Consider the following 26,545-nt stretch of genomic DNA (forward strand, 5'->3'; position numbering starts at 1 on the left):
CGCGGCTTCGTGATTCCCCCCACCGGAGGGGGTCATTCATCACCAAGCTGCGACACGTCCGGAACCGGACGGAGATCACCCGCTGACGCCGCCCCTACATCGACCGGAGCATCACCCGAACGGGAAGCCCGTGTACCCCTCGGCCAGATCGGTCTCGGCGGCGCGGGAGGAGGCGATGCGGTCCAGCCGGGCGAGCTGGAGCCGGTCCTCGAAGCCGGTCGCGCCGGGGGCGCGGTGCAGGAGGGTCGTCATGTCGCAGGAGAACCGCTCGGCCTGCCAGACCCGGCGCAGACAGGTCTCCGAGTAGGCGTCGAGCAGGGCCGACGAGCCGGTCTCCTGCTGGTGGGCCAGGGCCCGCGCGAACGTCACGACGTCGCCGACGGCGAGATTCAGCCCCTTGGCGCCGGTGGGCGGCACGATGTGCGCCGCGTCGCCCGCGAGGAAGAGGCGGCCGTGGCGCATGGGCTCGTGGACGTAGGAGCGGATGGGCGTGACCGACTTCTGGGTGATCGGGCCGCGCTCCAGGCGCCAGTCGTCGGCGGTCTCGAAGCGGCGCTCCAGCTCGTCCCAGATCTCCTCGTCGCTCCAGGCCTCGGCGTCGGTGCCGTCGGGCACCTGGAGGTAGAGGCGGGAGACGGACGGGGAGCGCATCGACAAGAGTGCGAAGCCGCGGTCGTGGCGGGCGTAGACCAGCTCGTCGTGCGAGGGCGGCACGTCGGCGAGGATGCCGAGCCAGCCGAAGGGGTACTTTCGTTCGAATACCTGGGTGAGTTCGGCCGGGATCGCCTTGCGGGCCACGCCCCAGAAGCCGTCGCAGCCGACGACGTACGCGCACTCCAGGACGTCCTCGCGGCCCTCGTGCCGGAAGCGGACGCGCGGGGCGTCGGTGCCGGCACCCTCCACGGCCAGCGCCTCCGCCTCGAACAGCAGCGGTCCGCCCTCGGCGAGCTGGAGGGCGATGAGGTCCTTGCAGACCTCGGTCTGGGCGTAGACCATCACGGAGCGTCCGCCCGTGAGGGCGGGGAAGTCGACGCGGTGGCGCCTGCGGTCGAAGCGCAGTTCGATGCCGTCGTGGCGCAGCCCCTCGCGGTCCATGCGCTGCCCGGCGCCGGCCGCGCGCAGCACGTCCGCGGTGCCCTGCTCCAGGATCCCGGCGCGCTGCCGCCGTTCGACGTAGGCGCGGTCGCGGCTCTCCAGGACGACCGAGTCGATGCCGGCGTTGTGGAGCAGCCGGGCCAGGAGGAGGCCGGCGGGGCCGGCTCCGATGATGCCGACGGTGGTGCGCATCGGGCGACCCCTTCCCATCCGTTCGTCCACGCGTTCGTCAGGTGAAAATTCCTTCACCGTTGTCGGATGTGAGTCTCTGACGGCATGCGACCGCTGTCAACGGTCACGCCGTGAACTTCTCAATGGACCACACAGGGATCGGAAGGTGCCCGGAGCCGGACTCGAACCGGCACGCCCGCGAAGGGGCAGCGAGGTTTAAGCTCGCCGTGTCTGCATTCCACCATCCGGGCAGGCCATGGGCTCCGCATCGAGGTTCCGAGACTATCGGGACGTGTCCCCCGAACAGCGGAAGGGCGGACCGATGTTGTCTTATTTTATTGACGTCTGAGGGTGCATCAGCACACGGAACGCGCCATCCGCACTTGCCAATAGCCTTGCGTGCGACCGTCGGCAGCGCAGCCGGAATGACGGAATTTCACCGCTCGAACGAGGGCACTCCACCTGTTCTTGACACTTGACCGCTCGTTTCCCCGACAACCGGAACGCGCGGTTCCCGACACCCCGTTGCCTCAGGGGCGTTCGTCATCCCCAGGTATGACCCCGCCCCTCCCGGTCAGACTGGAGTCGGCCCCCGGAACCGGAACAACGGGTGACTACAACGGCGGTGTGGGACCCGGACGATGGAACGAGTCCTTCCAAGAACACCGTCGTCCGACAGGAGTGCCATCCCGTGACCACCGCACCGCTCACCGACCGGGCCACCACCGTGGCCGCGCGCGCCACGGATCTGTCGAAGATCTACGGACAGGGTGAGACCCGGGTGGTCGCCCTGGACCGGGTCTCCGTCGACTTCCGGCAGGCCGAGTTCACCGCGATCATGGGCCCCTCCGGCTCCGGCAAGTCGACCCTGATGCACTGCGTGGCCGGTCTCGACACCTTCTCGTCGGGGTCGGTGCGCATCGGCGACACCGAGCTCGGCTCCCTGAAGGACAAGCAGTTGACGAAGCTGCGCCGGGACAAGATCGGCTTCATCTTCCAGGCGTTCAACCTGCTGCCGACCCTGACAGCCCTGGAGAACATCACCCTTCCGATGGACATCGCGGGCCGCAAGCCGGACAAGGAGTGGCTGGATTCCGTGGTCCGGATGATCGGTCTGGCGGACCGGCTCGGCCACCGGCCCTCCCAGCTGTCGGGCGGTCAGCAGCAGCGCGTCGCCGTGGCCCGGGCGCTGGCCTCCCGGCCCGAGATCATCTTCGGGGACGAGCCCACCGGAAACCTCGACTCGCGCTCGGGCGCCGAGGTACTGGGCTTTCTGCGCAACTCCGTGCGCGAACTGGGCCAGACGGTGGTGATGGTGACCCACGACCCGGTGGCCGCGGCCTACTCGGACCGGGTGCTCTTCCTCGCGGACGGCCGGGTCGTCGACGAGATGTACGGGCCGACGGCCGAGTCGGTCCTGGACCGGATGCGTGTCCTTCCTGGGGGAAACCCCCAGGCCCCCGCCTTCGACGCCAAGGGCCGCACCAGCTGATCCCCCGTCAGGACCGACAGGACTGAGAAGAAGAAACCCATGTTCCGTACCGCCTTGCGCAACGTGCTCGCGCACAAGGCCCGGCTCCTGATGACCGTCCTCGCCGTGATGCTCGGCGTGGCCTTCGTGTCGGGGACCCTGGTCTTCACCAACACCATCTCCGACGCCTACCAGAAGAGTTCCGCCAAGGGCTTCGACCAGGTCGACGTCGCCATGACGGCGGACTACCAGGAGGCCGAGGGCGACCGGGTCGGCAAGCCCCACGACCTGACCCGGGCCACCCTCGACAAGAGCGAGCGGGTCCCCGGGGCCGCGTCCGCCATCGGGGTCGTGCAGGGCTTCACCGCCATCGCCGACAAGGACGGCAAGCTCATCGGCGACGGCTTCCAGTCGCAGGGCGGCAACTACTGGGGCGCCAAGGACCCGCGCTATCCCCTGGTCGGCGGCCACGCCCCCAAGGGCCCGGGCGAGATCCTCATCGACTCCGCGACGGCGAAGCGCACCGGGTACAAGGTCGGCGACACCCTACGCATGTCGGTCGACGGGCCGGTCCTGACCCCGAAGATCACCGGCATCTTCACCACCGACGACGGCAACGTCGCGGCCGGCGGCAGCCTCACCCTCTTCGACACGGCGACCGCCCAGAAGCTGTTCGGCAAGGCGGGCGTGTACGACCAGATCGACGTCAAGGCGAAGCCGGGCGTCTCGCAGGCCGCGCTGAAGGCGGAACTGGACAAGGCGCTGCCCGAGGGCACCGTCTCCACCACCACCGGCAAGCAGCTCGCCGACGACCAGGCGCGGACGATCTCCGAGTCGATGAGCGGCATGCGGACGGCCCTGCTGGTCTTCGCCGGCATCGCCCTGTTCGTCGGCACCTTCATCATCGCCAACACCTTCACCATGCTGGTCGCCCAGCGCACCAAGGAGCTGGCGCTGATGCGGGCGGTCGGCGCCTCCCGCCGGCAGGTGACGCGGTCGGTGCTCGTCGAGGCGTTCGTCGTGGGCGCGGTCGCCGCCGTGGCCGGTCTGGTCGCGGGCATCGGCATCGGAGCCGGACTGCGCTCCCTGATGGGGACGTTCGACGCGGCCGTGCCGGACGGGCCGCTGATCATCAAGCCCGCCACGATCCTCACCGCGCTCGCGGTCGGCACCCTGGTCACCATGCTGGCGGCCTGGCTGCCGGGCCGCCGGGCCGCGAAGATCCCGCCGGTGGCGGCCATGAACAGCGTGCACGCCAAGGCCACGACGAAGTCGCTGGTGCTGCGCAACACGCTGGGCGCCCTGGTCTCGGCCGCGGGCGTGGCGGTGGTCCTCGTGGCGACGACCATGGACGGCTCGGACGGCCAGGTGCCGATGGGCCTCGGCGCGGTGCTGCTGATCATCGGTGTGTTCATCCTGACCCCGCTGCTGTCCCGCCCGCTGATCGCCGCCGCCGCGCCGGTGCTGCGCGCCTTCGGGGTCTCCGGCAAGCTGGCCCGGCAGAACTCGGTGCGCAACCCGCGCCGTACGGCCGCCACCGCCTCCGCGCTGATGATCGGCCTGACCCTGATCACCGGCATGACGGTGATGGCGGGCAGCCTCCAGCAGGCCATCGAGAAGATGGCGTCGGCGTCGATCAAGGCGGACTACGTGGTGTCCATGGCGAACGGCAACGCGCTGTCGCCGGACGTCGAGAAGAAGCTGGAGCGGACCGACGGCGTCACCGCCACCAGCCCGATGCTCAACGCCGCCTCCCGGATCGACGGTGAGACCGAGTACCTGACCGGCGTCAACGGCGCCGCGATCGGCGACCTGGCCGGCCCGAAGGTCGACTCCGGTTCCTTCAAGGTCGGCGGCAGCGACATCGTCGTGGACAGCGAGACCGCCGCCTCCCACGGCTGGAAGGCCGGTTCCGCCTTCACCGTCGCCTTCGAGGACGGCAAGAAGCAGAAGCTGACGGTCGCCGGCACGTACGAGAGCAACGACTTCCTGAGCGGCATCCTGCTCGACGAGAAGATCCTCGCGCCGCACGAGTCGGACCCGTACAACATGAAGGTCATGGTGAAGACCGCCGGCGGCACGTCCGGTGCGACCCAGGACAAGCTGGAGAAGGCCCTCGGCACCAACCCGGCCGTCAAGGTCCAGGACAAGCAGGACATCTCCAACGAGATCGCACAGATGTTCACGCTGATGCTGAACATGGTCTACGGCCTGCTCGCCATGGCGGTGATCGTGGCGGTCCTCGGTGTCATCAACACCCTGGCCATGTCGGTCTTCGAACGCTCCCAGGAGATCGGCATGCTCCGGGCGATCGGCCTGGACCGCAAGGGCATCAAGCGGATGGTCCGCCTGGAGTCCCTGGTGATCTCCCTGTTCGGCGCGGTGCTCGGCATCGGCCTGGGCGTGTTCTTCGGCTGGGCGGCCGGTGAACTGCTGGCCACGAGGATGGCGACCTACGAACTGATCCTGCCCTGGGCACGGATGGGGATCTTCCTCCTGCTGGCCGCGACGGTGGGCGTCCTCGCCGCGCTGTGGCCGGCCCGCCGGGCGGCCCGCCTGAACATGCTGGAGGCGATCAAGGCGGAGTAGCGCCGGACACGCGAGGGCCCCTTTCCTCCGGTGGGAAAGGGGCCCTCGACGTCTCGGGTGCGGGGGCGGCCGCGCGGTCCGGAGGGGGATTCGGGGACCGCGTCACCCGTTCGGCAGCCTCGCGGCCCGCCCGGAACGGGCCGCGAGTGCGGTCCCGGTCTTCCCTCTCCCCGGCCACCACACCGCACGGCCCCGGTCCCCTCCGCAGGGACCGGGGCCGTGCCGCGTTCAGTTCCAGGTACGGGCGCGCAGCGGCATGCCCGAGGCCCCGGATTCGGGGGTGCGGACGGCCAGGACCTGGTTGACGCCGATGCGGTTGCGTTCGAAGGCGAGCGCGGAGGCGGCCATGTACAGGCGCCAGACGCGGGCCCGGCCCGGGCTGGTGAGCTGGACGGCACGCTGCCAGCCGGCCTCCAGACGGGCGACCCACTGCCGCAGGGTGAGGGCGTAGTGCTCGCGGATCGACTCGACGTCGCGCACCTCGAACCCGGCGCGCTCCAGCATGGCGACGGTCATGCCGACGGGCTGGAGCTCCCCGTCGGGGAAGACGTAGGAGTCGATGAAGGCGTCGACGTCGTACGCCGTCTCGTCGCGCTGCGGGCGGCGGGCGATCTGGTGGTTGAGGAGCCGGCCGCCGGGCTTGAGCAGCCCGTGCAGATCGGTGGCGTAGTCCAGGTACCGCTCGGCGCCGACGTGTTCGGCCATGCCGATGGAGGAGATCGCGTCGTAGGGCCCGTCGCGGACGTCGCGGTAGTCCTGGACGCGGATCTCGACCTTGTCCGTGAGGCCCTCGTCGGCCACGCGCTTGCGGGCGTACGCGGCCTGCTCCTGGGAGAGGGTGACGCCGACGACGCTCACCCCGTGCTCGCGGGCGGCGTGGATGGCCATGGAGCCCCAGCCGCATCCGACGTCGAGCAGCCGCTGACCGGGGGTCAGGTCGAGCTTGCGGCAGACCAGCTCGAGCTTGTCGTACTGGGCCTGTTCGAGGGTGCTGTCGGGGCTGGGCCAGTAGGCGCAGGAGTACACCATGGACGGCCCGAGGACGATCTCGTAGAAGTCGTTGCCGACGTCGTAGTGGTGGCTGATGGCGCGTCTGTCGCTGCGCTTGGTGTGCAGGTTGCGGCGGGGCCGGCGGGCCTCCTCGCGGGGCGGGGCGGGCGGCAGCGGGGTCCCGGCGAGCTTGACGAGCCCGCGTACGGCGGCGCGGACCTCGGGGTCGCGCAGGGCCTGGGCGAGGGTGCGGGCGTCCTCGTCGCGCTCCCAGATGTGGCCGGCCAGCAGGTCGAGGGTGGTGTAGAGGTCGCCGTCGATGTCGAGATCGCCCGCCACCCAGGCCCGCGCCAGGCCCATTTCGCCCGGCTTCCACAGCAGGCGGCGCAGCGCGCGGCGGTTGCGTACGACCAGGGTCGGCGCGCCCGGCGGGCCCGCCTGCGAACCGTCCCAGGCGCGGATGCGCACCGGTAGTGGTGCTCCCAGCAACTGTGCGAAGAGGCCCTGGAGCCGCGGCGCGGCGTCTGCCATGGTGTACACCTCCGTGACGGGGAATCCCGGAATGTCCGACACCACGTAAACACCTGCGGGGCCTTCGCGCAGTCCCCGGCACGCGTCATGGCTGGGCAAAACCACCACGCCGAAGGAACGGGAACGCCGAAGGACCTCCCGCACCACGGATGGCGGGAGGTCCTTCGGCGGAGATCCTTCAGTCAAGATCCTGCGGCGGACGTCCTTGGCGGACCCCTCCGTCAGGCGGGTGACCGACCGGAGGTCAGGAGGCCTTGGCCTTCTCCTCGGACTTCTCCTTCGGCGCGGCGGCGACCGGGGCCGGCTTGGCGGCCTCGTAGAACTCCTCGCGCGGCGTCTCGATGGCGCCGAGCGAGACGACCTCGCGCTTGAGGAACATGCCGAGCGTCCAGTCGGCGAAGACGCGGATCTTGCGGTTCCAGGTCGGCATCGCCATGCCGTGGTAGCCACGGTGCATGTACCAGGCGAGACGGCCCTTGAGCTTGATCTTCACCTTGCCCATGACGATCATCGCCACGCCCTTGTGGAGGCCGAGTCCGGCCACCGCACCCTTGTTGGCGTGGGAGTAGTCCTTCTGCGGGAAGCCCCGCATGCCGGACAGGACGTTGTCGCCGAGGACGCGGGCCTGCCGCAGCGCGTGCTGCGCGTTCGGCGGGCACCAGGCGTTCTCGTTGCCCGCCTTGCGGCCGACGAGGTCCGGGACCTGGGCGTTGTCGCCCGCGGCCCAGATGTAGTCGGTGCCCTTGACCTGGAGCGTGGTCTCGCAGTCCACGTGACCGCGCGGCCCGAGGGGCAGGCCGTAGCGGGTCAGGACCGGGTTCGGCTTGACGCCGGCGGTCCAGACGATGGTGTTGGAGTCGACCTCCAGGCCGTTCTTCAGCACCACGTGGCCGTCGACGCAGGAGTCCATGGAGGTGGACAGGTAGACCTCGACGCCGCGGCTCTCGAGGTGCTCCTTGCCGTACTTGCCGAGCTTGGGACCGACCTCGGGGAGGATCTTGTCGGCGGCGTCGACCAGGATGAAGCGCATGTCCTCACGGGACACGTTCTTGTAGTACTTCGCCGCGTCCCGGGCCAGGTCCTCGACCTCGCCGATGGTCTCCGCACCGGCGAAACCGCCGCCCACGAAGACGAAGGTGAGCGCCTTGCGGCGGATCTCCTCGTCGGTGGTGGAGTCGGCCTTGTCGAGCTGCTCGAGGACGTGGTTGCGCAGGCCGATGGCCTCCTCGATGCCCTTCATGCCGATGCCCTGCTCGGCGAGGCCGGGGATCGGGAAGGTGCGGGAGACCGCGCCGAGCGCGACGACCAGGTAGTCGAAGGGCAGCTCGTACGCCTCGCCCACCAGCGGGGCGATCGTGGCGACCTTGCGGTCCTGGTCGATGGTGGTGACCCGGCCGGTGAGGACCTCCGCCTTCGGCAGCACGCGTCGCAGCGGGACGACGACGTGGCGCGGGGAGATGTTGCCGGCGGCGGCTTCGGGGAGGAAGGGCTGGTAGGTCATGTACGACCGGGGGTCGACGACCGTGACGGTCGCCTCTCCGTAACGCATCTTCTTGAGGATGCGCCGAGCTGCGTACAGGCCTACGTACCCACCGCCTACTACGAGGATCCTGGGACGCTCCGTGGTGCTCATGCCATCGAGTATCCACCCGCCTGAGGGGGGTGGCTCGTGCGCCCCTTCACAAGCTCGGGTGGGGTGTGTGTTATCCTTCGCGGCTCACGTGATCCATGTCATGGTGACAACCGGGAGCGTTTGTGCACCCCGGACCGTTGTCAATGCCGCGTGAGCTGCCTCTCTGCATCCGAGGAGCCTCCGTGAGGCCCTTCCGGAGCGCCCCTTCGCACACCTCCCCGGACACCTCCATACCATGCTTCTGAACATGTTCAAGGGCCTGTTCAGCCCCCGGACGGGTCAACCGGGCCCCTCTGATCGCTCGGGAGGGCCGAATTCCTTGTGAAGAACTTCACGAACTTTTCCGACGGGCTGTCGCCGGGGGGTCACCGGAGCCCCCCGGACGCGCTCATTCGTGATCCATGCCTGCTCAGAAGCGGGCTAGGCGACCGACCAGGCGATGCCGTCGAGGATGTCGTGCTCGCTGACGACGACCTCCTCCGCGCCGATCCGCTCCATGATCGACAGCAGGACTAGGGCCCCCGCCCCGATCACGTCGACCCGGCCCGGATGCATGGAGGGCACGGCCGCGCGCTCGGCGTGCGTGGAGCGCAGCAGCCACTCGGTGATCTCGCGGACCTTCTCGCGGGAGACACGGGAGTGGTGGATGGCGGCCGAGTCGTACTCGGGCAGATCCTGCGCGATCGCCGACACGGTCGTCACGGACCCGGCCAGGCCCACCAGTGTGCGGGCCTCGCGCAGCGGGACCGTCTCCTCGGCGAGGTCGAGGGCGGCCTCGATGTCCGTCCGCATCGCCGCGATCTGCTCCGTGGAGGGCGGGTCGCTCACCACCCCGTCCCGGACCAGGTGCCGCTCGGTCATGCGGACACAGCCGATGTCCACCGAGCGGGCCGCACGGACGTGGTCGTCGCCGACGACGAACTCGGTCGAGCCGCCGCCGATGTCCACGACGAGGTAGGGCTTGGGCAGGTGGTCCCGCCCGGCGAGCTCCTTGGTGGCGCCGGTGAAGGAGAACTCGGCCTCCTGGTCCCCGGAGATCACCTCGGGCTCGACGCCCAGGATGTCCAGCACGCCGCGCACGAACTCGTCCCGGTTCTCGGCGTCCCGGGAGGCCGAGGTCGCCACGAACCGCAGCCGCTCCGCCCCGTGCTCCTTGATGATCCCGGCGTACTCGCGGCAGGCCGTGAACGTCCGCTGGAGCGCCTCGGGGGCGAGCCGGCCGGTGCGGTCGACACCCTGCCCGAGCCGCACGATCGTCATCCGGCGGTTCAGGTCGACCAGCTCGCCGGTGACAGGGTCGGCGTCGGCGACCAGGAGCCGGATGGAGTTCGTACCGCAGTCCACGGCGGCGACACGGGTCACTGGGCGTCCTCCTCGACGGTCGTCACACACGCGCCCTTGCGCCACCACTCCGGCAGCATGGCCAGCGCCTCGTCGCCCAGCGGGTTCACGCCCGGCCCCGCGGCCAGGGAGTGCGCCACCAGCACGTGCAGGCACTTCACCCGGTCCGGCATGCCGCCCGCGCTCGGGAAGTTCTTCAGCTCCTCGATCTCGTCACGGCGCCGGATGTAGTCCTCGTGCGCCGTCCGGTACGCCGCCGCAAGTTCCGGGTCCGCGGCCAGCCGCTCGGTCATCTCCTTCATCACACCGTTCGCCTCCAGCGTGCCGATCGCCGAGTTCGCCTTCGGGCACGTCAGGTAGTACAGCGTGGGGAACGGCGTGCCGTCCGGCAGCCGCGGGGCCGTCTCGACGACGTCGGGCTGCCCGCACGGGCACCGGTGCGCGATCGCGCGCAGGCCGCGCGGGGGCCGGCCGAGCTGCTGCTTGAAGGCCTCGACGTCCGCGTCGGTGGGCTCGGTGCGCGGAGTGGTCGGCGGGGGCGTTTCCATGACTGTGTTCAGGCTGTCTTTCTCTGGGTGTTCTCTCGGGTCACTTCACTGGTCGGAGGCGTCGGCCTTGTCGACCCCGTCCCAGACGTTCGAGTACCAGGGGCGGTCGGCCGCCCCGAGGTCGGCGTGCGACTGCTCCGCCGCGTGCGGGTCGACGACGATGAATCCCGTCTCCCCCGGCATGACGTAGTGCAACCGCTTCCGGATCTGCTGCTCCGCGTACGCGTCGTCCTGCCAGCGCGCCTTCTGATCGCGCAACCGTTCGACACGCTGCCGGGCCCGCTGCTGTTCGCGCTGGAGGTCGTCGATCTCGGCGCGCTGCGAGACGTACTCCCGCATCGGGTAGGCCAGGGCCACGATCAGCGAGCACATCACCAGGGCGAGCAGCGCGGCACGGCCGGTCAGCCGCGAGCGGCGGGCCTGGCGCTTGGTCTGGGAGCGGTAGACCCGGGCCGCGGTCTGCTCGCCGAGCAGCCGGATCCTGGTCGCGGTGGAGAACCGGTCCCGGTCCTTCACGGCCATGTGTGTCCGCCTCCCGCTCCGCCGTCATACGCGCGTACGTCCCCGGACACGGTACGGGACCGGGTACGGGGACGTACGTACGACGCTGCTACTTACGGGCCGGGTCAGCCCTTGAAGCGCGGGAACGCCGAGCGGCCGGCGTACACCGCCGCGTCGTCGAGGATCTCCTCGATGCGCAGGAGCTGGTTGTACTTGGCGACGCGCTCGGAGCGGGCCGGAGCGCCGGTCTTGATCTGGCCGCAGTTGGTGGCGACGGCCAGGTCGGCGATGGTGACGTCCTCGGTCTCGCCGGAGCGGTGGGACATCATGCACTTGAAGCCGTTGCGCTGGGCCAGCTCGACGGCGTCCAGGGTCTCGGTCAGGGAGCCGATCTGGTTGACCTTGACCAGGAGCGCGTTGGCCGCGCCCTCCTCGATGCCGCGGGCCAGGCGCTCGGGGTTGGTGACGAACAGGTCGTCGCCGACGAGCTGGACCTTGTCACCGAGCTTGTCGGTGATGGTCTTCCAGCCGTCCCAGTCGTCCTCGAACAGCGGGTCCTCGATGGAGACGAGCGGGTACGCGTCGACGAGCTCCGCGTAGTACTCGGTCATCTCGGCCGCCGAGCGCTCCTTGCCCTCGAAGGTGTAGACGCCGTCCTTGTAGAACTCGGACGCGGCCACGTCGAGGGCCAGGGCGATCTGCTCGCCGGGGGTGTAGCCGGCCTCGTTGATCGCCTCGAGGATGAGGTCGAGGGCCTCGCGGTTGGAGCCGAGGTTCGGGGCGAAGCCGCCCTCGTCGCCGAGGCCGGTGGCCAGGCCCTTCGACTTCAGGACCTTCTTCAGCGTGTGGTAGACCTCGGCGCCCCAGCGCAGGGCCTCGGAGAAGGACTCCGCGCCGATCGGGGCGATCATGAACTCCTGGATGTCCACGTTGGAGTCGGCGTGCGAGCCGCCGTTCAGGATGTTCATCATCGGCACGGGCAGCAGGTGCGCGTTCGGGCCGCCCAGGTAGCGGAACAGCGGCAGGTCGCTGGCCTCGGAGGCGGCGTGGGCGACGGCGAGGGAGACGCCGAGGATGGCGTTGGCGCCGAGGGAGCCCTTGTTGTCGGTGGCGTCCAGGTCGAACATGGCCTGGTCGATCAGGCGCTGCTCGGTGGCGTCGTAGCCGACGAGCTCCGGGCCGATCTGCTCGATGACCGCGAGGACGGCCTTCTCCACACCCTTGCCGAGGTAGCGGTTCGAGTCGCCGTCGCGCAGCTCGATGGCCTCGAAGGCGCCCGTGGAGGCGCCGGACGGGACGGCGGCACGACCGGTGCTGCCGTCGTCGAGGCCGACCTCGACCTCGACCGTGGGGTTGCCTCGGGAGTCCAGGATTTCCCGGGCTACGACGACGTCGATGGACGGCACGAGCATCTCCTTCTTCATGTGACGCGGGTACGCGGGCCGCGGGGCCCGGCGAGGCGCGGGCCGCGGTGGCTCGCGACATGAGCCTAACCGGCTCCGGGCGATCGGCCACCGGGTCGCCCACCCCATGGACAGAACCGAGAGTAAATTGTTTCCGAACGGAACAAAGCCGGTTCGCAAAGACCGGCAGAAAAGACCGGCAGAAAAAAACCCCGCCCCGGCGCGCACGGGGGATGACGCACCGGGGCGGGGAGCCCGTGGGGACGGGGGTGGGCCGCTGCTTACTTCAGGTGCAGCTGCTGGCCCGGGTAGATCAGGTTGGCGTCCGTGATGATGTCCTTGTTCAGCTCGAACAGCTTCTCCCAGCCGCCCTCGACCTTCTGCTCGGTCGCGATGGAGCTGAGGGTGTCACCCTTGACGACCTTGTACTCGCCGTCGCCCTTCTTGACCTTCTTGCCGGTCGGGGTGGTGACGGTCTTCTGGGTCTTCTGGGTCTGGGCCGGGCGCTCGTCGGAGCGGGAGGCCGGCTGCTGCTCGGTCTGGCGGGTCTCGGTGGAGCCGCTGCTCTGCTCGGAGCCGCCGCTGTAGCCGGCGCTCGACAGGCCCTTGCCACAGACCGGCCAGGCACCCTTGCCCTGGCTCGCGAGGACCTTCTCGGCGATCTGGATCTGCTGGTCCTTGGTGGCCTGGTCGGCGGTGGAGGCGTACTGGGTGCCGCCGTACGCGGACCAGGTGGAGGCGGAGAACTGCAGACCGCCGTAGTAGCCGTTGCCGGTGTTGATGGACCAGTTGCCGCCGGACTCGCACTGGGCGACGGCGTCCCACTCGGAGGCGGTGGCGGCGGAGGCGTTGCCGGCCGCCATCAGCGGGGCGGCGACGGCGGCACCGGTGACACCGGCGATGGCGATGACCCGAGAGGCCTTGGACGGACGGCGGTGCGTGCCCTTGCCGGAAAACAGCATGGAGAGATCCCCTCACCGACGCCTGCGAGGTGAGCTGTCGGGTTCGGGCCGGTTGAGTTGCCCGGCCGCGTCCCTCCCGGGACGCGGCTTCACCCCAAGCCCTTCCGGCCAACTGGCCGGTCGGACACCTACCTTGGGTCCCCCGCTCCTGCCTACGGCGCTTGACGCGACGACTGTTCCCGTGCGGCCGCTGGCAGGATTCGGCGTTGCGGCAGCCGGGGCTCGCGGTGGCGAGCGGTCATGACCGTAGACATGCGATCGGCGGAATTTCAAAGACGATCAGGGCTTCTGAGATCTATCTCTCACCGCACCGATAAGGGACATTAGCCACGAACAGTGACGTGAACTCGCACGGTTTCGGGGTGACTTCCGCCCCCGTTTCCGTACTGCCCCACCGCCTACCGCTCGTCCGCTTCGACCCCTACCGTGAGCTTCTGACCGGGGCGGATGAGGTTCGGGTCGGTGCCGACAGCCGTCTCGTTCCCGACGTAGAGCGTGCGCCATCCGCCGCTGAGATCAAGAGAGTTCGCGATGGACCAGAGGCTGTCGCCGGGGCGGACGGTGTAGGAGCCGTCCGTCGCCTCCCGGGCGGCCTCGCCGTCGCGCGAGGCGTGCCGTCCGGCGGACCCGGACGGGCGGCCGTCCTCGGCCTTGGCGTCCTCGTCGGCGCTGGGGCCGCGGTGGCGGCCGGAGGTGGTGTCGGTCGGGGCCGAAGAACCCCCGTCCTGAGGCGACTTGGCGGGCTCGTCACTCTCGGGAGTGGGCGACGGGGAACTGCCGGGCTCCTGGTCCTGCGACTGATCCTGTGACTGTTCCTGCGACTGGTCGTGTGTCGAGGAATCGGCAGAATCAGATGACTTGTCGGAATTGGCGGTTTCGTCCGACTCGGAGGAGTCGAGCAGTCCGGGTGAGTCCGTCGGAGCGGAGGAGTCGGACGTGTCCGAGCCCTTGTCCTGTTCGAGGCCGGAGAGCAGACCGCAGGTACGCCAGGCGCCGACCCCCTGGTCGGCGAGGATTCTCTCGGCCACGGCTATCTGCTGGGAGCGGCTGGCCAGGTCGGCACTCGGGGCGTAGTCGAGGCCGCCGTGGTTCTCCCAGTCCTCCTGGGACAACTGGAGGCCGCCGAAGTATCCGTTGCCGCTGTTCTGGCTCCAGGCGCCGCCGGTCTCGCAGTCCGCGACCCGGTCCCAGGTCGCGCCGTCGGCCGCGCTGGCACCGGAGGCCCCGAGGAGCGGGATCGCGATGGCGGAGCCGGTGACCCCGGCCGCGACGAGGAGAGCCGGAGCCTGGCGGGGGCGACGGTGCCGACCGTTCCCGGAGAGCATACGGAGACCTTTCGCGAGACAGCAGTGACCGGCGCGGCGCAGGGTCTCCCGGGCCGCGCTGATGATGGGTGAACGTATCGGCAGACGATCACTTGTCACAAGTTCATGCCGCGCAGATCACGTGAAGATCACAGGTCTGACGGCGTGTCATGTTTAGCCGGTGAGAACTCCACCGGCAGCGTGCGCAGACCGCGCATGATGAGGCCGCCGCGCCATCTCAGCTCGGCCGGATCCGCCGCCAGCCGCAGGTCCGGGAGGCGGGTGAGGAGCGTGGCGAGCGCGGTCTGACCCTCCAGGCGGGCGAGCGGGGCGCCGAGGCAGTAGTGGATGCCGTGGCCGTAACCGAGGTGCTGGTTGTCGCGGCGGGCGAGGTCGAGCACGTCCGGATCGGCGAACCGCTCCGGGTCCCGGTCCGCGGCGGCCAGCACGACGAGGACCGGGTCGCCGGGCGAGATGTGCTGCCCGCCGATGGTGAGGGGCTGGGTGGCGAACCGCCAGGTGGCGAGTTCGACGGGGCCGTCGAAGCGCAGGAGTTCCTCGACGCCGGTCTCCAGGAGGCTGGTCTCCCCGGCGGCGAGGGACGACTGGAGGCGCGCGCGCTGCTCGGGGTGGGTGAGCAGGGCGTAGGTGCCGTTGCCGATCAGGTTCACGGTGGTTTCGAAGCCGGCGAACAGCAGGATGAAGGCCATGGCCGCGGCCTCGTTCTCGGTGAGGTGCTCACCGTGGTCGGAGGCGCGGATCAGGCCGGAGATGAGGTCCTCGCCGGGGGCGGGCTCGTCGGGCAGCGCCTCCCGCTTGCGGTGGATGAGGTCGGCGAGGTAGCCGCGCATCTTCTTCACGGACCGCGCCACGCCGCCCCTGGGGCCGCCCTGGTGACGGATCATCATCCCCGCCCAGTCGCGGAAGTCGTCCTGGTCCTCGCGGGGGACGCCGAGCAGGTCGCAGATGGCGTAGATGGGGAGCGGGAACGCGAACTCGTGGATGAGGTCGGCGGACCCCTTCCGCGCGAACCCGTCGATGAGGGTGTCGGTGAGCTCCTGCACCCGCGGCGCGAACTCGGCGACCCGGCGGGGTGTGAACGCCTTGGAGACGAGCCGCCGCAGCCGGGTGTGGTCCGGCGGGTCGATGTTGAGCAGATGCGTCATCAGCTCGGCCTTGCGCTCGCCGGGGATCCCGGTCTTGCCCTTGGCGTGTGCGGGCTCGTCGTGATGCGCCGGGTTCTTGGAGAGCCGGTGGTCGGCGAGCGTCTGCTTGGCGTCGGCGTACCGCGTGACCAGCCAGGCCTCCACGCCGCTGGGCAGCTTGGTCCGGTGCACGGGGGCGTGCTCGCGGAGCCAGGCGTAGGCGGGGTAGGGGTTGCTCGCGAACTCCCAGGTGAAGAGGTCGGGAGCGGCGGCCGGGGTGCTGGGCTGGGGCTGGTCGGTCACTCCCCGACGGTATCCGGCTCCCGGCCCCCTCCCCTTCCCCGGCCGGTCCCAGCGGTCCTCCGCCTCTCGGCCCGGCCCTGCCTCGGCCGGTCCCAGCCGTCCTCCGCCCCCAGTGCCCTGCCCCCGGCCGGTCCCAGCGGTCCTCCGCCTCTCCGCCCGGCCCTGCCTCGGCCGGTCCCAGCCGTCCTCCGCCCCCGGTGCCCTGCCCCCGGCCGGTCCCAGCGGTCCTCCGCCTCTCCGCCCGGCCCTGCCTCGGCCGGTCCCAGCCGTCCTCCGCCCCCGGTGCCCTGCCCACGCCCCGTCTCAGCTCTGCTCCCCTCGTGGGCCTTCCCCGGCCGGTCCCAGTCGTCCTCCGCCCCCCCCCGTGCCCTGCCCCCGGCCGGTCTCAGCCACCTCCGCCTCTTGTGCCTCCCCCGGCCCGTCTCAGCCCTGCTCCGCCTCCCTGATCGCGTCCCGGTACGCGCGGGCCGCCGCTCGCAGGGCCGCCTCCGGGTCGACGCCCTCCGCCTCCGCGCGGACGGCCAGGGCCAGCAGGTCGTAGCCGATGCCCTCCACCGGCGGGAGCGGTATGTCCAGGCCGGCGGTGCGGGCCCGGGACGCCAGCTTGGCGGCGAGGGCCAGGCCGGGCTGGCCGAGGGGGATGCCCTCGGTGATCGAGCTGCGCTGTTTCTCGACCGCCTTGGTGCGCAGCCAGTGCGCCTTGACCTCCTCGGGCGTGGTGGCCGTCTCGTCGCCGAAGACATGCGGGTGGCGGTGGATCAGCTTGGCGACGATGCCGGCGGCGACGTCGTCGACGGAGAAGGGGCTCTCCGGGTCGTCCTCGGCGATCCGGGCGTGGAAGACGACCTGGAGGAGAACGTCACCGAGCTCCTCGCGCAGTTCGTCACGGTCGCCCTCCTCGATCGCCTCGACGAGTTCGTACGCCTCCTCGATGCCGTACTTGGCCAGGCCCTTGTGCGTCTGCTGGGACGACCAGGGGCACTCGGCGCGGATACGGTCCATGACCTGGACGAGATCGAGCAGGCGGGCGCCCGGCAGGTCGTAGGACGCGGGGAGCAGCTCCAGCTCGGGCATGGCGACGCGGCCGGTGCCGGCCAGGCGGGCCAGGCCGTCCGTCAGGGCCGGCTCGCCCTCGCCCGTCGCCACGACGACCAGCGTGCGTCCGCCGGCGCAGGCGTCGACCAGTTCCTCGGCCGTCGGGGACGCCTCGTCGACGGTGATCCCCGCCTCGCGCAGATACGGCAGCTGCGGATGCGCGCCGTCCGCGCACAGCACCTGGTCGGCCGCGTGCAGCGCCTGCCAGGCGGGCCAGGACAGCAGGCCGGGGGCGACGCGGTGGCTGGTGGTGAGCAGGACGATGCGGCCGGGGGCTTCGGGGCTGTTGGCGTTCACGATTCGAAGCTATCCCACGGCGCCGACAACCCCGGAAGTTATCCACAGCCCCTGGACAGGACCCCTGGGCACCCGGGGCGGTACTCCTACATGTTCTGCTGCGCCTGCGCCGCCGACACGTCCCGTACCCACGGCGTCTTCGCGTCGGCTCGGCTGCTCTTCTGGACGTCCCAGGTGCCGTAGCGCGGGTTGAGGTCGACGTTCAGGTCCTTGGAGGCCTCGGACAGGGCCTTCCAGAACTCGGGACGGTTGGTGTCGGTGCCGAGCTTCCGAGCGAGCTTCTGCGCCTCCAGCTGAAGGCGGAGGTTCTCCTCCAGGCGCTGCGGCGGGATGCCGTACTGCTGGAGCCAGGTGGTCTCCAGCGCCTTGGCGCCGCCGGCCTGCTCCTCCAGGCCGGACCGCATCTCCTGGATCTCCCTGCGGGTGACGGTCACACCGGCGTCCTGGGCCGCGCGGTGCAGCACCCGGTCGAGGACCATGGTGTGCAGGGTGTCGCGGGTGAGCGTGCCGGTGCCGGCGATGGCCTGCTGGTACTGGGCGTCGTCCCGCACGGCCGCCCGCTGGGCCGCGCGTACCTCGCCGACCCGGTCCTCCAGCTGCGAGACGGTGATCCGCTGGCCGCCCACCACGGCCGCGGCGCCGGGATGCGCGTCGTTGCCGCAGGCGGTGAGAAGGGGCGCCGCGGCGGCGATCGCGGCGGTGAGGAGGAGCGCGGTGCGACGGCGGCGGTGCAAGGAGACCTCCCGAGGAGATTGTGCGACGGTGCACAAGGTCTTGCGGTGATCGATGGTAGGCAGTGGCCAAGCTCTGGCCAACCCATTCGACCAACGATTCACCGGGACTTCCGGCACCGCCGCGCGGACCGGGCCGGGAGGGGAGTCGCGCCGGGGGGGGTCGGCGCGGTCCCGTCCCGGGGTCTCCGGGCCGGTCAGGGCTCCCCGCGTTCCTGGACCCGGATCGCCGCTGCCGGCAGCCCGGCGGCGAGGAGTGTGACGTAGAGACCCGCCGTGTAGGGGCCGCCGGGGAAGTCCGATCACCGCGCTGATCGCGAACGCCACGGGCACCCGGCCTACGGTCGTAGGGGAACTCCGGTTCGGGCCCGCCCGGTCACAGGGGATGCCGCATCCACACGTTGGGCTCGACGTACACGGCGTAGCCGCGCTCCGGTTCGCAGCGCACCGGCACCAGGGCGCCGGGTACCTCGATGTCGCCCCGGGTGTCGAAGGGCAGCCCCGTCCAGCGGCGCCAGTCCGCCAGTGAGGCCGCCACCGTCATGGACGCCGGTGCCACGGAGTCGATGGTGGCACCGGCCCGGGCGTGGACCCGCAGCCACGGGTCCTGGGGCAGGCCGTCGGGGCGGACCCGGTGGGCGTACTCCTCGATGGGGGTGTGCGGTTCCAGGTGCTTGGCGTTGGGGCGGACCGGGGCGACGACCTCCCGGAAGCCGTACGCCCGGGCGTTGTCGCGCATGGCCGAGAGCATCAGCGCGGACAGGCCGCGGCCCTGGGCGTGCGGGGCGACGGAGATCGAGATCGCGCTGACGGTGTCCGGGCGGACGCCGCGGCGCAGGTCGGAGAACGCCCACACGAGGACCGTGTCCCAGCCGTTCCCGGGCAGTCGGCCACGGCCCTCGGCCTGGAGGGCGAAGGGCACGCTGTAGCCGTTCGCGACGACCTCGCCCTGCTCGTCCTCGGCGAACAGGACGTAGTCCGGGAGTTCGGCGGCGATCCGCGGGAAGTGCGCGGCACCGACGAGGTCCTGGATCGTGAACTCCGGCCAGCTGTCCGCCATCCCGACGACCCGCTCCCGCATGTCCGGGCGGTCGGCGAGGCTCGATATCTTCCGCTGCATGCGGTCACGGTAGGCGTGCCGGGGCGGGGCCGGAACCGAATTACCGCGTGGGGACACGGTCTTCCACCTGCGAAGACCTGGCCTGCCGTGCGGCGATGACCATGACGACCGTGGCCAGCAGGGCGATGCCGGCGCCGACGTAGAGCGGTGAGGCGTAGCCCAGGCCCGCGGTGATGGCCAGGCCTCCGAGCCAGGCGCCGAGGGCGTTGCCGACGTTGGACGCGGACACGTTGGCGCTGGCGGCCAGTGCCGCGCCGTGCGCGTAGTCGGTGACACGCGTGATCATCCCGGGCACACTGGCGAACCCGGTCACGCCCATCACGAACACGAGGACGACCGAGGCGGTGGCGCTGCCGGCGAGCAGCCCGAACAGCGCCAGGGTGAGGGTGAGTCCGGACAGGGCGAGGACCAGCGCACGGTCACGGTCGCGGTCGGCCGCGCGCCCGCCGACCAGGTTTCCGACGACCAGTCCGACGCCGTAGACCATCAGCAGCCAGGCGACGTCCGCCGGGGCGAAGCCGCTGACCTCGGTGAAGGTGTAGGCGATGTAGCTGAAGGCACCGAACATCCCGCCGTAGCCGAGCGCGGTGGCCGTCAGGGTCAGCCAGACCTGCCAGGACCGGAAGGCCCGCACCTGCGCCCGCAGGCCGCTGGGCGGCACCGGTTCTCCGTCGGCCGGCCCGGTGGGCGGAGGTGTCCGGCCCGCCCACGCGGGCACCAGTGCGGCGATTCCCGCCAGGGCGAGGACGCCGATCGCGGTGACCGCCCAGAACGCCGCCCGCCAGCCCCAGCGCTCACCGACCAGCGCGCCGAACGGCACACCGAGCACGTTCGCGACCGTCAGCCCGGCGAACATGACCGCCACGGCCTGGGACTTCTTCTCCGGCGCGACCAGACGGCGCGCGACCAGCGAGCCGATGCCGAAGAACGAGCCGTGGCACAACGCCGCGACGATCCGCCCGAGCAGCATCACGGCGTAGTTCGGCGCGACGGCCGACAGCAGGTTGCCGAGGACGAACAGCGCCACCAGGCCGACCAGGACCTGCTTGCGGGGCAGCCGTGCCGTCGCCGCGGTCAGGGCGATCGCTCCCACCGCGACACTCAGCGCGTATCCGGAGATCAGCCGGCCCGCGGCCGCCTCGGACACCGCGAAGCTCGACGCCACCTGCGGCAGCAGCCCGGCGATGAGGAACTCGGTCAGACCGATGCCGAACCCGCCGAGCGCCAGCGCGACGAGCCCGCTCGGCATCCGGGCCGCTCCGGCCGGGTTCCCCTCGTCCGGTTTCAACTGCCGCACTGCTTCAGCATCATCCGCTTGTCCGCCGCCGTGACGGGAAGCTCGTACTTCAGTGACACCTGGGCGAAGCGCACCGCGTAGGCGCAGCGGATCCGCTTGTTCGGCGGCAGCCAGGACGCCGGACCGGAGTCGCCCTTGGAGCCGTTGGTCGGCCCGTCCACCGGGACGAGGTTGAGCGGGTCGTTCGCGATGGCCTCACGCTTGTCCTTCGTCCAGCGCGAGGCGCCCATCTGCCAGTCGTAGGACAGCGGCATGACGTGGTCTATCTGAACCTTCGTCGCACGGGACTTGGTCCACTCGATGACCTTCCCGGTGTAGGGGTCGTGCAGCGTCAGCGCCATGACGACGCAGTCCGAGCCCGAGCGGAAGCGGAGGTCCTCCCCGTCGCGCTTCAGGAGGTCGTTGCGCGAGTCGCACCCGTTGCGGGCGAAGGGGACGTCGGCCGGTGCCGAGTCCATCCAGGCGTAGCCGAACTTGTCCCGTTCGTAGCCCGTCCTGGGCCCGCGTCCCTTCGTCTGCACCTTCTCGATGACGGCACGGGCCCGCGCCTTGTCCTCGGTGGAGGTGATCGCCGCCAGGCCCGGCTTCGTGCCGTCCGGGTTGTCCAGCGGGCTCACGGCCCGTCCGTCACCGGCCGTCGGGACGCCGGAACCCGAGGGTCCACCGCCGTCCGCGGGCGGGGTCAGGCCTTCACAGCCGGCCAGTGCCGGGCCGGCGAACATCATCGCGACGGCCAGTGCCGCCCCGCGCCTCAGACGCCTCACCGTACGCCCCTCCCCTGCTTGCCTTCCGCCTCCGCACGGGCGGCGTGTGCCTGGTCCCACCGTAGCGAGGATGAGGTCCAGACCACATCGGCCCTAAACGGGCATTCATCGCATGCCGCGCGTATCGTCGGTTCTGAGCCATCCCCGGAGGGAGTTTCTGAATGGGCATCTTCGACAAGTTCAAGAGCCAGGGGCGGAACAAGGGCAAGCAAGGCTCCGACGCCGCGGAACAGAAGATGAACGAGAGGACCGGCGGCAAGTACGAGGACCAGATCGACGCCGGGCAGCAGCGGGTCGAGGGACAGCTCGGCATGGACCGCGACCGCGAACGGCCCGACCAGCAGTAAGGCCTCCGCCCTCAGAGGCCGTCCGCGGCCAGAAAGCTCCTGCGGGCGGCTTCGCTCGGCCGTGACGCGTTCGCTTGACCTTGACACTGACGTCAGGGTCCGACGATCCCCGCATGGCATTCCCACATTCGAAGACCCCGCGCACCGTAGTCGTCACCGGCGCCGGAACCGGTATCGGCCGGGCAACCGCCCAGGCGTTCGCCGACGCGGGGGGACACGTCGTGGCGGTGGGCCGCCGCGCGGCGCCCCTCACCGAGACCGCCGCCCACGACCCGGCCCGCATCAGCCCGCTCGTCGCCGACATCACGGCCGACGACGGTCCCGAACGCATCGTCCGTACGGCACTCGACCGGCACGGCCGCATCGACGTGCTGGTGAACAACGCGGGCATCGTCAACACCCAGTCCCTGCGCACCTACACGCGTGCCGCCGTCGAGCCCCAGCTCGCGACGAACCTCCTCGCTCCCGTCCTGCTCGTGCAGGCCGCGCTTCCGGCACTGGAGGACAGCCGGGGTGTGATCGTGAACGTGACGACGGCCGTCGGGCAGCGCGGCTGGCCGGGCAACTCCCTGTACGCGGCCGGGAAGGCCGCCCTGGAGGTGCTCACGCGCAGTTGGGCGGTGGAGCTCGCCCCGCTGGGGATCCGGGTCGCCGCCGTGGCGCCGGGCGCGATCGGCACACCGATCGGCGAACACGCGGGCCACACTCCCGAGCAGGCGGCGGCGATCCGCGCGTGGCAGCTCGCGCACACACCGCTCGGCCGGATCGGACGCCCCGAGGAGGTGGCGTGGGCGATCACGCAACTGGCCTCGCCGCAGGCCTCGTTCGTTACCGGCGTGATCCTTCCGGTGGACGGCGGCGCGGTCGTCACATGAGACTGAGGCACATGGCGGAACCACGTATGCGGATCGGCGAACTCGCCGAGGAGACCGGCACGACGCCGCGCGCCCTGCGCCACTACGAGCAGGCGGGGCTCATCACCTCCGAACGCGCCGCGAACGGCTACCGCCTGTACGACGCCGGTACGGCCGTCCGCGTCCGCAACGTCCGCCGTCTGCTGGACGTGGGCTTGACGCTCGACGACGTAAGGGTGTTCCTGCCGTGCCTGGACGGCGACGTCACGGCCGGACCCGCCTCCGAGGAGGCGCTCCGGATCGCCGCCGGCCGTCTCGCGGTGCTGGACGCGCGCATCGCCGCGCAGGTCGAGGTCCGCGACCGGCTGGCGGCGGCGCTGCGCGAGGCCACCGGCGCTCGCGTACGACCGGTGGCCTGACAGGGCGTCAGCGTCAGGAGCCCAGTACCGACGTCAGGAACTCCCCGACCCACGCCAGCAGATCGCGCCCGACCAGCGGCTTGCCGCCGACCTTCGCGGTCTTGGGGCGCGGGATCAGCACCTGGTGGACGGCCGGCTTGATGACGACGCCGGGGTACAGCCGCTTGACCCGCAGCTCCTGCGACTCGCGCAACTCCACCGGCGCGAAGCGGATGTTGGTGCCCTGGAGCACGATCTCGCCGACGCCGCACGCCCGCGCGAGCATCCGCAGGCCGGCCACGAGCAGCAGGTTCTCCACCGGCTCGGGCAACTTGCCGTAGCGGTCGACGAGTTCCTCGCGCACGGCCTTGATGTCCTCCTCCGTGTTGGCGGAGGCGATGGCGCGGTACGCCTGGAGCCGGAGGCGCTCGCCGGGCGCGTAGTCGTGCGGGACGTGCGCGTCGACGGGCAGCTCGATCTTGACCTCGAGCGGCGGCTCCTCCTCGATCTCGCCGGTCTCCAGCTGGCGGCGGTAGTCGGCGACGGCCTCGCCGACCATCCGCACGTACAGGTCGAAGCCGACGCCCGCGATGTGCCCGGACTGTTCGCCGCCGAGCAGGTTGCCCGCGCCGCGGATCTCCAGGTCCTTCATCGCCACGTACATGCCGGCGCCCATCTCCGTGTGCTGGGCGATGGTCGCGAGCCGCTCGTGCGCGGTCTCGGTCAGGGGCTTCTCCGGCGGGTAGAGGAAGTACGCGTACCCGCGCTCGCGGCCACGGCCCACCCGGCCGCGCAGCTGGTGCAGCTGGGACAGGCCGAAGGTGTCGCCGCGCTCGACGATGAGGGTGTTGGCGTTGGAGATGTCGATGCCGGACTCGACGATCGTCGTGGACACCAGCACGTCGAACTTCTTCTCCCAGAAGTCGACGACGACCTGTTCAAGCGCCTGCTCGGACATCTGGCCGTGGGCGGTGGCGATGCGCGCCTCGGGGACGATCTCGCGCAGCCGGGCGGCCGCCCGGTCGATGGACTCGACGCGGTTGTGGATGTAGAAGACCTGGCCCTCGCGCAGCAGCTCGCGGCGGATGGCGGCGCCGATCTGCTTCTCCTCGTAGGGGCCGACGAAGGTCAGCACCGGGTGCCGTTCCTCCGGCGGTGTCGTGATCGTGGACATCTCGCGGATGCCGGTCACCGCCATCTCCAGCGTCCTGGGGATCGGGGTGGCGGACATGGTCAGCACGTCGACGTTGGCGCGGAGCTTCTTCAGCTGCTCCTTGTGCTCGACGCCGAAGCGCTGCTCCTCGTCGACGATGACCAGGCCCAGGTCCTTGAACTTGGTCTCGGACGAGAACAGGCGGTGGGTGCCGATGACGATGTCCACCGAGCCCTCGCGCAGGCCTTCCAGCACCGCCTTGGCCTCCGTGTCGGTCTGGAAGCGGGACAGCGCCTTCACGCTCACCGGGAACTGCGCGTACCGCTCGCTGAACGTCCCGAAGTGCTGCTGCACCAGCAGGGTCGTGGGCACCAGGACGGCGACCTGCTTGCCGTCCTGGACGGCCTTGAAGGCGGCCCGGACCGCGATCTCGGTCTTGCCGTAGCCGACGTCGCCACAGATCAGGCGGTCCATCGGGACCGACTTCTCCATGTCCTCCTTGACCTCGGCGATGGTGGTGAGCTGGTCGGGCGTCTCCGCGTAGGGGAAGGCGTCCTCCAGCTCGCGCTGCCAGGGGGTGTCCGATCCGAAGGCGTGGCCGGGGGCCGCCATGCGGGCGCTGTAGAGCTTGATCAGGTCGGCGGCGATCTCCTTGACTGCCTTCTTCGCGCGGGCCTTCGTCTTCGTCCAGTCGGCACCGCCGAGGCGGTGCAGGGTGGGGGCCTCGCCGCCGACGTACTTGGTGATCTGCTCCAGCTGGTCGGTGGGGATGTACAGGCGGTCGCCGGGCTGGCCGCGCTTGGCGGGCGCGTACTCGACGACCAGGTACTCGCGGGTCGCGCCCTGCACGGTGCGCTGCACCATCTCGATGTAGCGGCCGACGCCGTGCTGCTCGTGGACGATGTAGTCGCCCGGCTCCAGGGTGAGCGGGTCGATGGTCTTGCGGCGCCGGGCCGGCATCCGGGCGCCCTCGCGGCCCGCCGCCCGCTGGCCCGTCAGGTCCGTCTCGGTCAGCACGGCGAGTCTGAGGGCCGGGTCGACGAAGCCGTGCTCGATCGAGCCGCACGCCACGTGCACGACCGACGGGGAGATGTCGGCGAGGTCCGCGTCGAGGCGGGCCGCGATGCCCTCGCCGCCCAGCACCTCGACCGTACGGGCCGCCGGGCCGTGCGCCTCGGTGACGAACACCGCGCGCCAGCCGTCGGCGAGCCAGCCCTTGGTGTCGGCGAGGGCCTTGGCGGTGTCGCCGCGGTAGGTCTCCGGGGCGTGCATGCCGAGCTTGAGCGTGTCCGCGTCCAGCTCCTCGTCCGCGGCGAACGGCGACACCGACCACCACATCATGTCCAGCTCGCGCGCCCGGTCCCGGACGTCGGCGATGGACCACAGGGAGGCCGCGCCGACGTCGATGGGCGCCTCGCCGCCGCCGGCGGTGGCCGCCCAGGAGGCCTGGAGGAACTCCTGCGACGTGGCCACCAGGTCCGACGCGCGCGTGCGGACCCGCTCCGGGTCGCACACGACGGCCATGGAGCCCTTGGGCAGCACGTCGAGCAACAACTCCATGTCGTCGACCAGGACCGGCGCGAGGGACTCCATGCCCTCCACCGCGATCCCCTCGGCGATCTTGCCGAGCAGTTCGCCGAGCTCGGGGTGCTCCTCGGCCAGGGCACGCGCCCGCGCGCGGACGTCCTCGGTGAGCAGCAGCTCGCGGCACGGCGGCGCCCACAGGCCGTGCTCGGCGACTTCGAGGGAGCGCTGGTCGGCGACCTTGAAGTAGCGGATCTCCTCGACGTCGTCACCCCAGAACTCGACACGCAGGGGGTGTTCCTCGGTGGGCGGAAACACATCGAGGATGCCGCCGCGCACGGCGAACTCGCCGCGCTTCTCCACCAGCTCCACGCGCGCGTAGGCGGCGGCCGCGAGGGCGTCGACGATCTCGTTCAGATCGGCGGTCTGGCCGGTCCGCAGGGCGACCGGCTCCAGGTCGCCGAGGCCCTTGACCTGCGGCTGGAGCACGGACCGGACGGGCGCGACGACGACGGAGACCGGGCCGGTCTCGGGGTCGTCGGGGCGCGGGTGGGCCAGACGGCGCAGCACGGCCAGGCGGCGGCCGACGGTGTCGCTGCGGGGGCTGAGCCGCTCGTGCGGGAGCGTCTCCCAGGAGGGGTACTCCACGACCCCCTCCGGCGGGAGGAGGGAGCGCAGAGCCGCGGCCAGGTCCTCCGCCTCACGGCCCGTCGCCGTCACCGCCAGCACCGGGCGGCCCGTGTCGCGGGCCAGGGCGGCGACCGCGAAGGGGCGGGCCGCAGGGGGGCCGACCAGGTCGACGTGCATGCGGTTGCCGTCTGCGGCCGCGTTGATCGCTTCCGCGAGGGCGGCGTCCTTGGTTACGGCGTCGAGCAGACCATGCAGGCTCATTCGGGGATTTTTCCGTCCAGGGGTGGGCAACACGACGGGCCCGACGCGCGCTGCGGGCCGGGGGTCTCCAGCGTACGACGATGCGCG

The 26,545-nt window shown here is 71.0% G+C and carries 21 protein-coding genes, 1 tRNA gene and 1 riboswitch; of the genes, 5 read left to right on the forward strand and 17 right to left on the reverse strand.

Translation table 11 applies throughout. The features are described from left to right. Positions 1–111: 111 nt before the first annotated feature. Entirely contained in the window at positions 112–1,287 is a 1,176-nt protein-coding gene (locus tag ACIBL4_RS26720) for a 4-hydroxybenzoate 3-monooxygenase (RefSeq protein WP_399414322.1), read from the reverse strand. 146 nt (positions 1,288–1,433) lie between these two features. Beyond that, positions 1,434–1,517, reverse strand: a tRNA-Leu gene (locus ACIBL4_RS26725). A gap of 440 nt (positions 1,518–1,957) precedes the next feature. On the opposite strand from ACIBL4_RS26725, the gene ACIBL4_RS26730 reads away from it, so the two are divergent. Both ACIBL4_RS26730 and ACIBL4_RS26735 read left to right on the forward strand, forming a co-directional pair. Further along, complete coding sequence (locus ACIBL4_RS26730) at positions 1,958–2,758, forward strand: ABC transporter ATP-binding protein (protein WP_399414324.1); 801 nt, start codon at positions 1,958–1,960, stop codon at positions 2,756–2,758. A gap of 39 nt (positions 2,759–2,797) precedes the next feature. Next, a complete protein-coding gene (locus ACIBL4_RS26735) occupies positions 2,798–5,326 on the forward strand; it encodes an ABC transporter permease (RefSeq protein ID WP_399414326.1) in 2,529 nt (842 codons plus the stop codon). 228 nt (positions 5,327–5,554) lie between these two features. Here ACIBL4_RS26735 and ACIBL4_RS26740 read toward each other — a convergent pair whose 3' ends face one another. The 14 genes from ACIBL4_RS26740 to ACIBL4_RS26805 form a co-directional block, all read right to left on the reverse strand. Next, a complete protein-coding gene (locus ACIBL4_RS26740) occupies positions 5,555–6,847 on the reverse strand; it encodes a class I SAM-dependent methyltransferase (protein WP_399414328.1) in 1,293 nt (430 codons plus the stop codon). A 244-nt stretch (positions 6,848–7,091) separates the two neighbouring features. Next, the gene (locus ACIBL4_RS26745) at positions 7,092–8,480 is read right to left on the reverse strand and encodes an NAD(P)/FAD-dependent oxidoreductase (RefSeq protein ID WP_399414330.1); all 1,389 of its coding nucleotides are present in this window, start codon (positions 8,478–8,480) and stop codon (positions 7,092–7,094) included. 420 nt (positions 8,481–8,900) lie between these two features. Beyond that, complete coding sequence (locus tag ACIBL4_RS26750) at positions 8,901–9,842, reverse strand: exopolyphosphatase (protein ID WP_399414332.1); 942 nt, start codon at positions 9,840–9,842, stop codon at positions 8,901–8,903. Beyond that, the gene (locus ACIBL4_RS26755) at positions 9,839–10,369 is read right to left on the reverse strand and encodes a DUF501 domain-containing protein (RefSeq protein WP_399414334.1); all 531 of its coding nucleotides are present in this window, start codon (positions 10,367–10,369) and stop codon (positions 9,839–9,841) included. Before ACIBL4_RS26755 ends, ACIBL4_RS26750 begins: the two co-directional genes overlap by 4 nt. Positions 10,370–10,414: 45 nt before the next feature. After that, positions 10,415–10,891, reverse strand: a complete 477-nt coding sequence (locus ACIBL4_RS26760; RefSeq protein WP_399414336.1) for a septum formation initiator family protein — start codon at positions 10,889–10,891, stop codon at positions 10,415–10,417. A 104-nt stretch (positions 10,892–10,995) separates the two neighbouring features. Beyond that, complete coding sequence (gene eno, locus ACIBL4_RS26765) at positions 10,996–12,276, reverse strand: phosphopyruvate hydratase (protein WP_356028655.1); 1,281 nt, start codon at positions 12,274–12,276, stop codon at positions 10,996–10,998. Positions 12,277–12,554: 278 nt separating this feature from the next. Further along, positions 12,555–13,235: a transglycosylase family protein gene (locus tag ACIBL4_RS26770; RefSeq protein WP_399414338.1), complete on the reverse strand. Its 681-nt coding sequence runs from the start codon at positions 13,233–13,235 to the stop codon at positions 12,555–12,557. 4 nt (positions 13,236–13,239) lie between these two features. Continuing rightward, positions 13,240–13,405: riboswitch (cyclic di-AMP (ydaO/yuaA leader) on the reverse strand. Positions 13,406–13,633: 228 nt separating this feature from the next. Continuing rightward, positions 13,634–14,560 carry a transglycosylase family protein gene (locus ACIBL4_RS26775; protein WP_399414341.1) on the reverse strand — a complete coding sequence of 309 codons (927 nt, stop codon included), beginning with the start codon at positions 14,558–14,560 and terminating at the stop codon, positions 13,634–13,636. Positions 14,561–14,688: 128 nt separating this feature from the next. After that, positions 14,689–15,987 carry a cytochrome P450 gene (locus tag ACIBL4_RS26780; RefSeq protein ID WP_399414343.1) on the reverse strand — a complete coding sequence of 433 codons (1,299 nt, stop codon included), beginning with the start codon at positions 15,985–15,987 and terminating at the stop codon, positions 14,689–14,691. A gap of 423 nt (positions 15,988–16,410) precedes the next feature. After that, the gene (locus tag ACIBL4_RS26785; protein WP_399414346.1) at positions 16,411–17,379 is read right to left on the reverse strand and encodes a nucleoside triphosphate pyrophosphohydrolase; all 969 of its coding nucleotides are present in this window, start codon (positions 17,377–17,379) and stop codon (positions 16,411–16,413) included. Positions 17,380–17,465: 86 nt separating this feature from the next. Further along, positions 17,466–18,113 carry a SurA N-terminal domain-containing protein gene (locus ACIBL4_RS26790; RefSeq protein ID WP_399414348.1) on the reverse strand — a complete coding sequence of 216 codons (648 nt, stop codon included), beginning with the start codon at positions 18,111–18,113 and terminating at the stop codon, positions 17,466–17,468. Positions 18,114–18,486: 373 nt separating this feature from the next. After that, positions 18,487–19,230: an N-acetyltransferase gene (locus ACIBL4_RS26795; RefSeq protein ID WP_399414351.1), complete on the reverse strand. Its 744-nt coding sequence runs from the start codon at positions 19,228–19,230 to the stop codon at positions 18,487–18,489. 40 nt (positions 19,231–19,270) lie between these two features. Continuing rightward, a complete protein-coding gene (locus ACIBL4_RS26800; RefSeq protein WP_399414576.1) occupies positions 19,271–20,479 on the reverse strand; it encodes an MFS transporter in 1,209 nt (402 codons plus the stop codon). A gap of 35 nt (positions 20,480–20,514) precedes the next feature. Further along, positions 20,515–21,291 (reverse strand): HNH endonuclease family protein, encoded by a 777-nt coding sequence (locus tag ACIBL4_RS26805; RefSeq protein ID WP_399414353.1) that lies wholly within the window; start codon positions 21,289–21,291, stop codon positions 20,515–20,517. Positions 21,292–21,452: 161 nt separating this feature from the next. Here ACIBL4_RS26805 and ACIBL4_RS26810 point away from each other — a divergent pair, with 161 nt between their 5' ends. The 3 genes from ACIBL4_RS26810 (at position 21,453) to ACIBL4_RS26820 (ending at position 22,911) form a co-directional block, all read left to right on the forward strand. Next, positions 21,453–21,638 carry an antitoxin gene (locus tag ACIBL4_RS26810; protein WP_399414355.1) on the forward strand — a complete coding sequence of 62 codons (186 nt, stop codon included), beginning with the start codon at positions 21,453–21,455 and terminating at the stop codon, positions 21,636–21,638. Between the two features lie 113 nt (positions 21,639–21,751). Next, positions 21,752–22,513, forward strand: a complete 762-nt coding sequence (locus ACIBL4_RS26815) for an SDR family NAD(P)-dependent oxidoreductase (protein ID WP_399414358.1) — start codon at positions 21,752–21,754, stop codon at positions 22,511–22,513. A 26-nt stretch (positions 22,514–22,539) separates the two neighbouring features. Further along, positions 22,540–22,911, forward strand: a complete 372-nt coding sequence (locus tag ACIBL4_RS26820) for a MerR family transcriptional regulator (RefSeq protein WP_399414577.1) — start codon at positions 22,540–22,542, stop codon at positions 22,909–22,911. 13 nt (positions 22,912–22,924) lie between these two features. Here ACIBL4_RS26820 and mfd read toward each other — a convergent pair whose 3' ends face one another. Next, entirely contained in the window at positions 22,925–26,458 is a 3,534-nt protein-coding gene (mfd, locus tag ACIBL4_RS26825) for a transcription-repair coupling factor (protein ID WP_399414361.1), read from the reverse strand. Between the last annotated feature and the right edge of the window lie 87 nt (positions 26,459–26,545).

The sequence above is a fragment of the Streptomyces sp. NPDC050416 genome (genome assembly GCF_044458845.1).
Taxonomy (GTDB): domain Bacteria; phylum Actinomycetota; class Actinomycetes; order Streptomycetales; family Streptomycetaceae; genus Streptomyces.

Coding starts and splice junctions, on each gene's coding strand:
- ACIBL4_RS26775 (WP_399414341.1), bottom strand. CDS start 14,560: ATGCTCTCCGGGAACGGTCGGCACCGTCGCCCCCGCCAGGCTCCGGCT.
- mfd (WP_399414361.1), bottom strand. CDS start 26,458: ATGAGCCTGCATGGTCTGCTCGACGCCGTAACCAAGGACGCCGCCCTC.
- ACIBL4_RS26770 (WP_399414338.1), bottom strand. CDS start 13,235: ATGCTGTTTTCCGGCAAGGGCACGCACCGCCGTCCGTCCAAGGCCTCT.
- ACIBL4_RS26755 (WP_399414334.1), bottom strand. CDS start 10,369: ATGGAAACGCCCCCGCCGACCACTCCGCGCACCGAGCCCACCGACGCG.
- ACIBL4_RS26820 (WP_399414577.1), top strand. CDS start 22,540: ATGCGGATCGGCGAACTCGCCGAGGAGACCGGCACGACGCCGCGCGCC.
- ACIBL4_RS26815 (WP_399414358.1), top strand. CDS start 21,752: ATGGCATTCCCACATTCGAAGACCCCGCGCACCGTAGTCGTCACCGGC.
- ACIBL4_RS26760 (WP_399414336.1), bottom strand. CDS start 10,891: ATGGCCGTGAAGGACCGGGACCGGTTCTCCACCGCGACCAGGATCCGG.
- ACIBL4_RS26810 (WP_399414355.1), top strand. CDS start 21,453: ATGGGCATCTTCGACAAGTTCAAGAGCCAGGGGCGGAACAAGGGCAAG.
- ACIBL4_RS26735 (WP_399414326.1), top strand. CDS start 2,798: ATGTTCCGTACCGCCTTGCGCAACGTGCTCGCGCACAAGGCCCGGCTC.
- ACIBL4_RS26740 (WP_399414328.1), bottom strand. CDS start 6,847: ATGGCAGACGCCGCGCCGCGGCTCCAGGGCCTCTTCGCACAGTTGCTG.
- ACIBL4_RS26800 (WP_399414576.1), bottom strand. CDS start 20,479: ATGCCGAGCGGGCTCGTCGCGCTGGCGCTCGGCGGGTTCGGCATCGGT.
- ACIBL4_RS26795 (WP_399414351.1), bottom strand. CDS start 19,230: ATGCAGCGGAAGATATCGAGCCTCGCCGACCGCCCGGACATGCGGGAG.
- ACIBL4_RS26720 (WP_399414322.1), bottom strand. CDS start 1,287: ATGCGCACCACCGTCGGCATCATCGGAGCCGGCCCCGCCGGCCTCCTC.
- ACIBL4_RS26745 (WP_399414330.1), bottom strand. CDS start 8,480: ATGAGCACCACGGAGCGTCCCAGGATCCTCGTAGTAGGCGGTGGGTAC.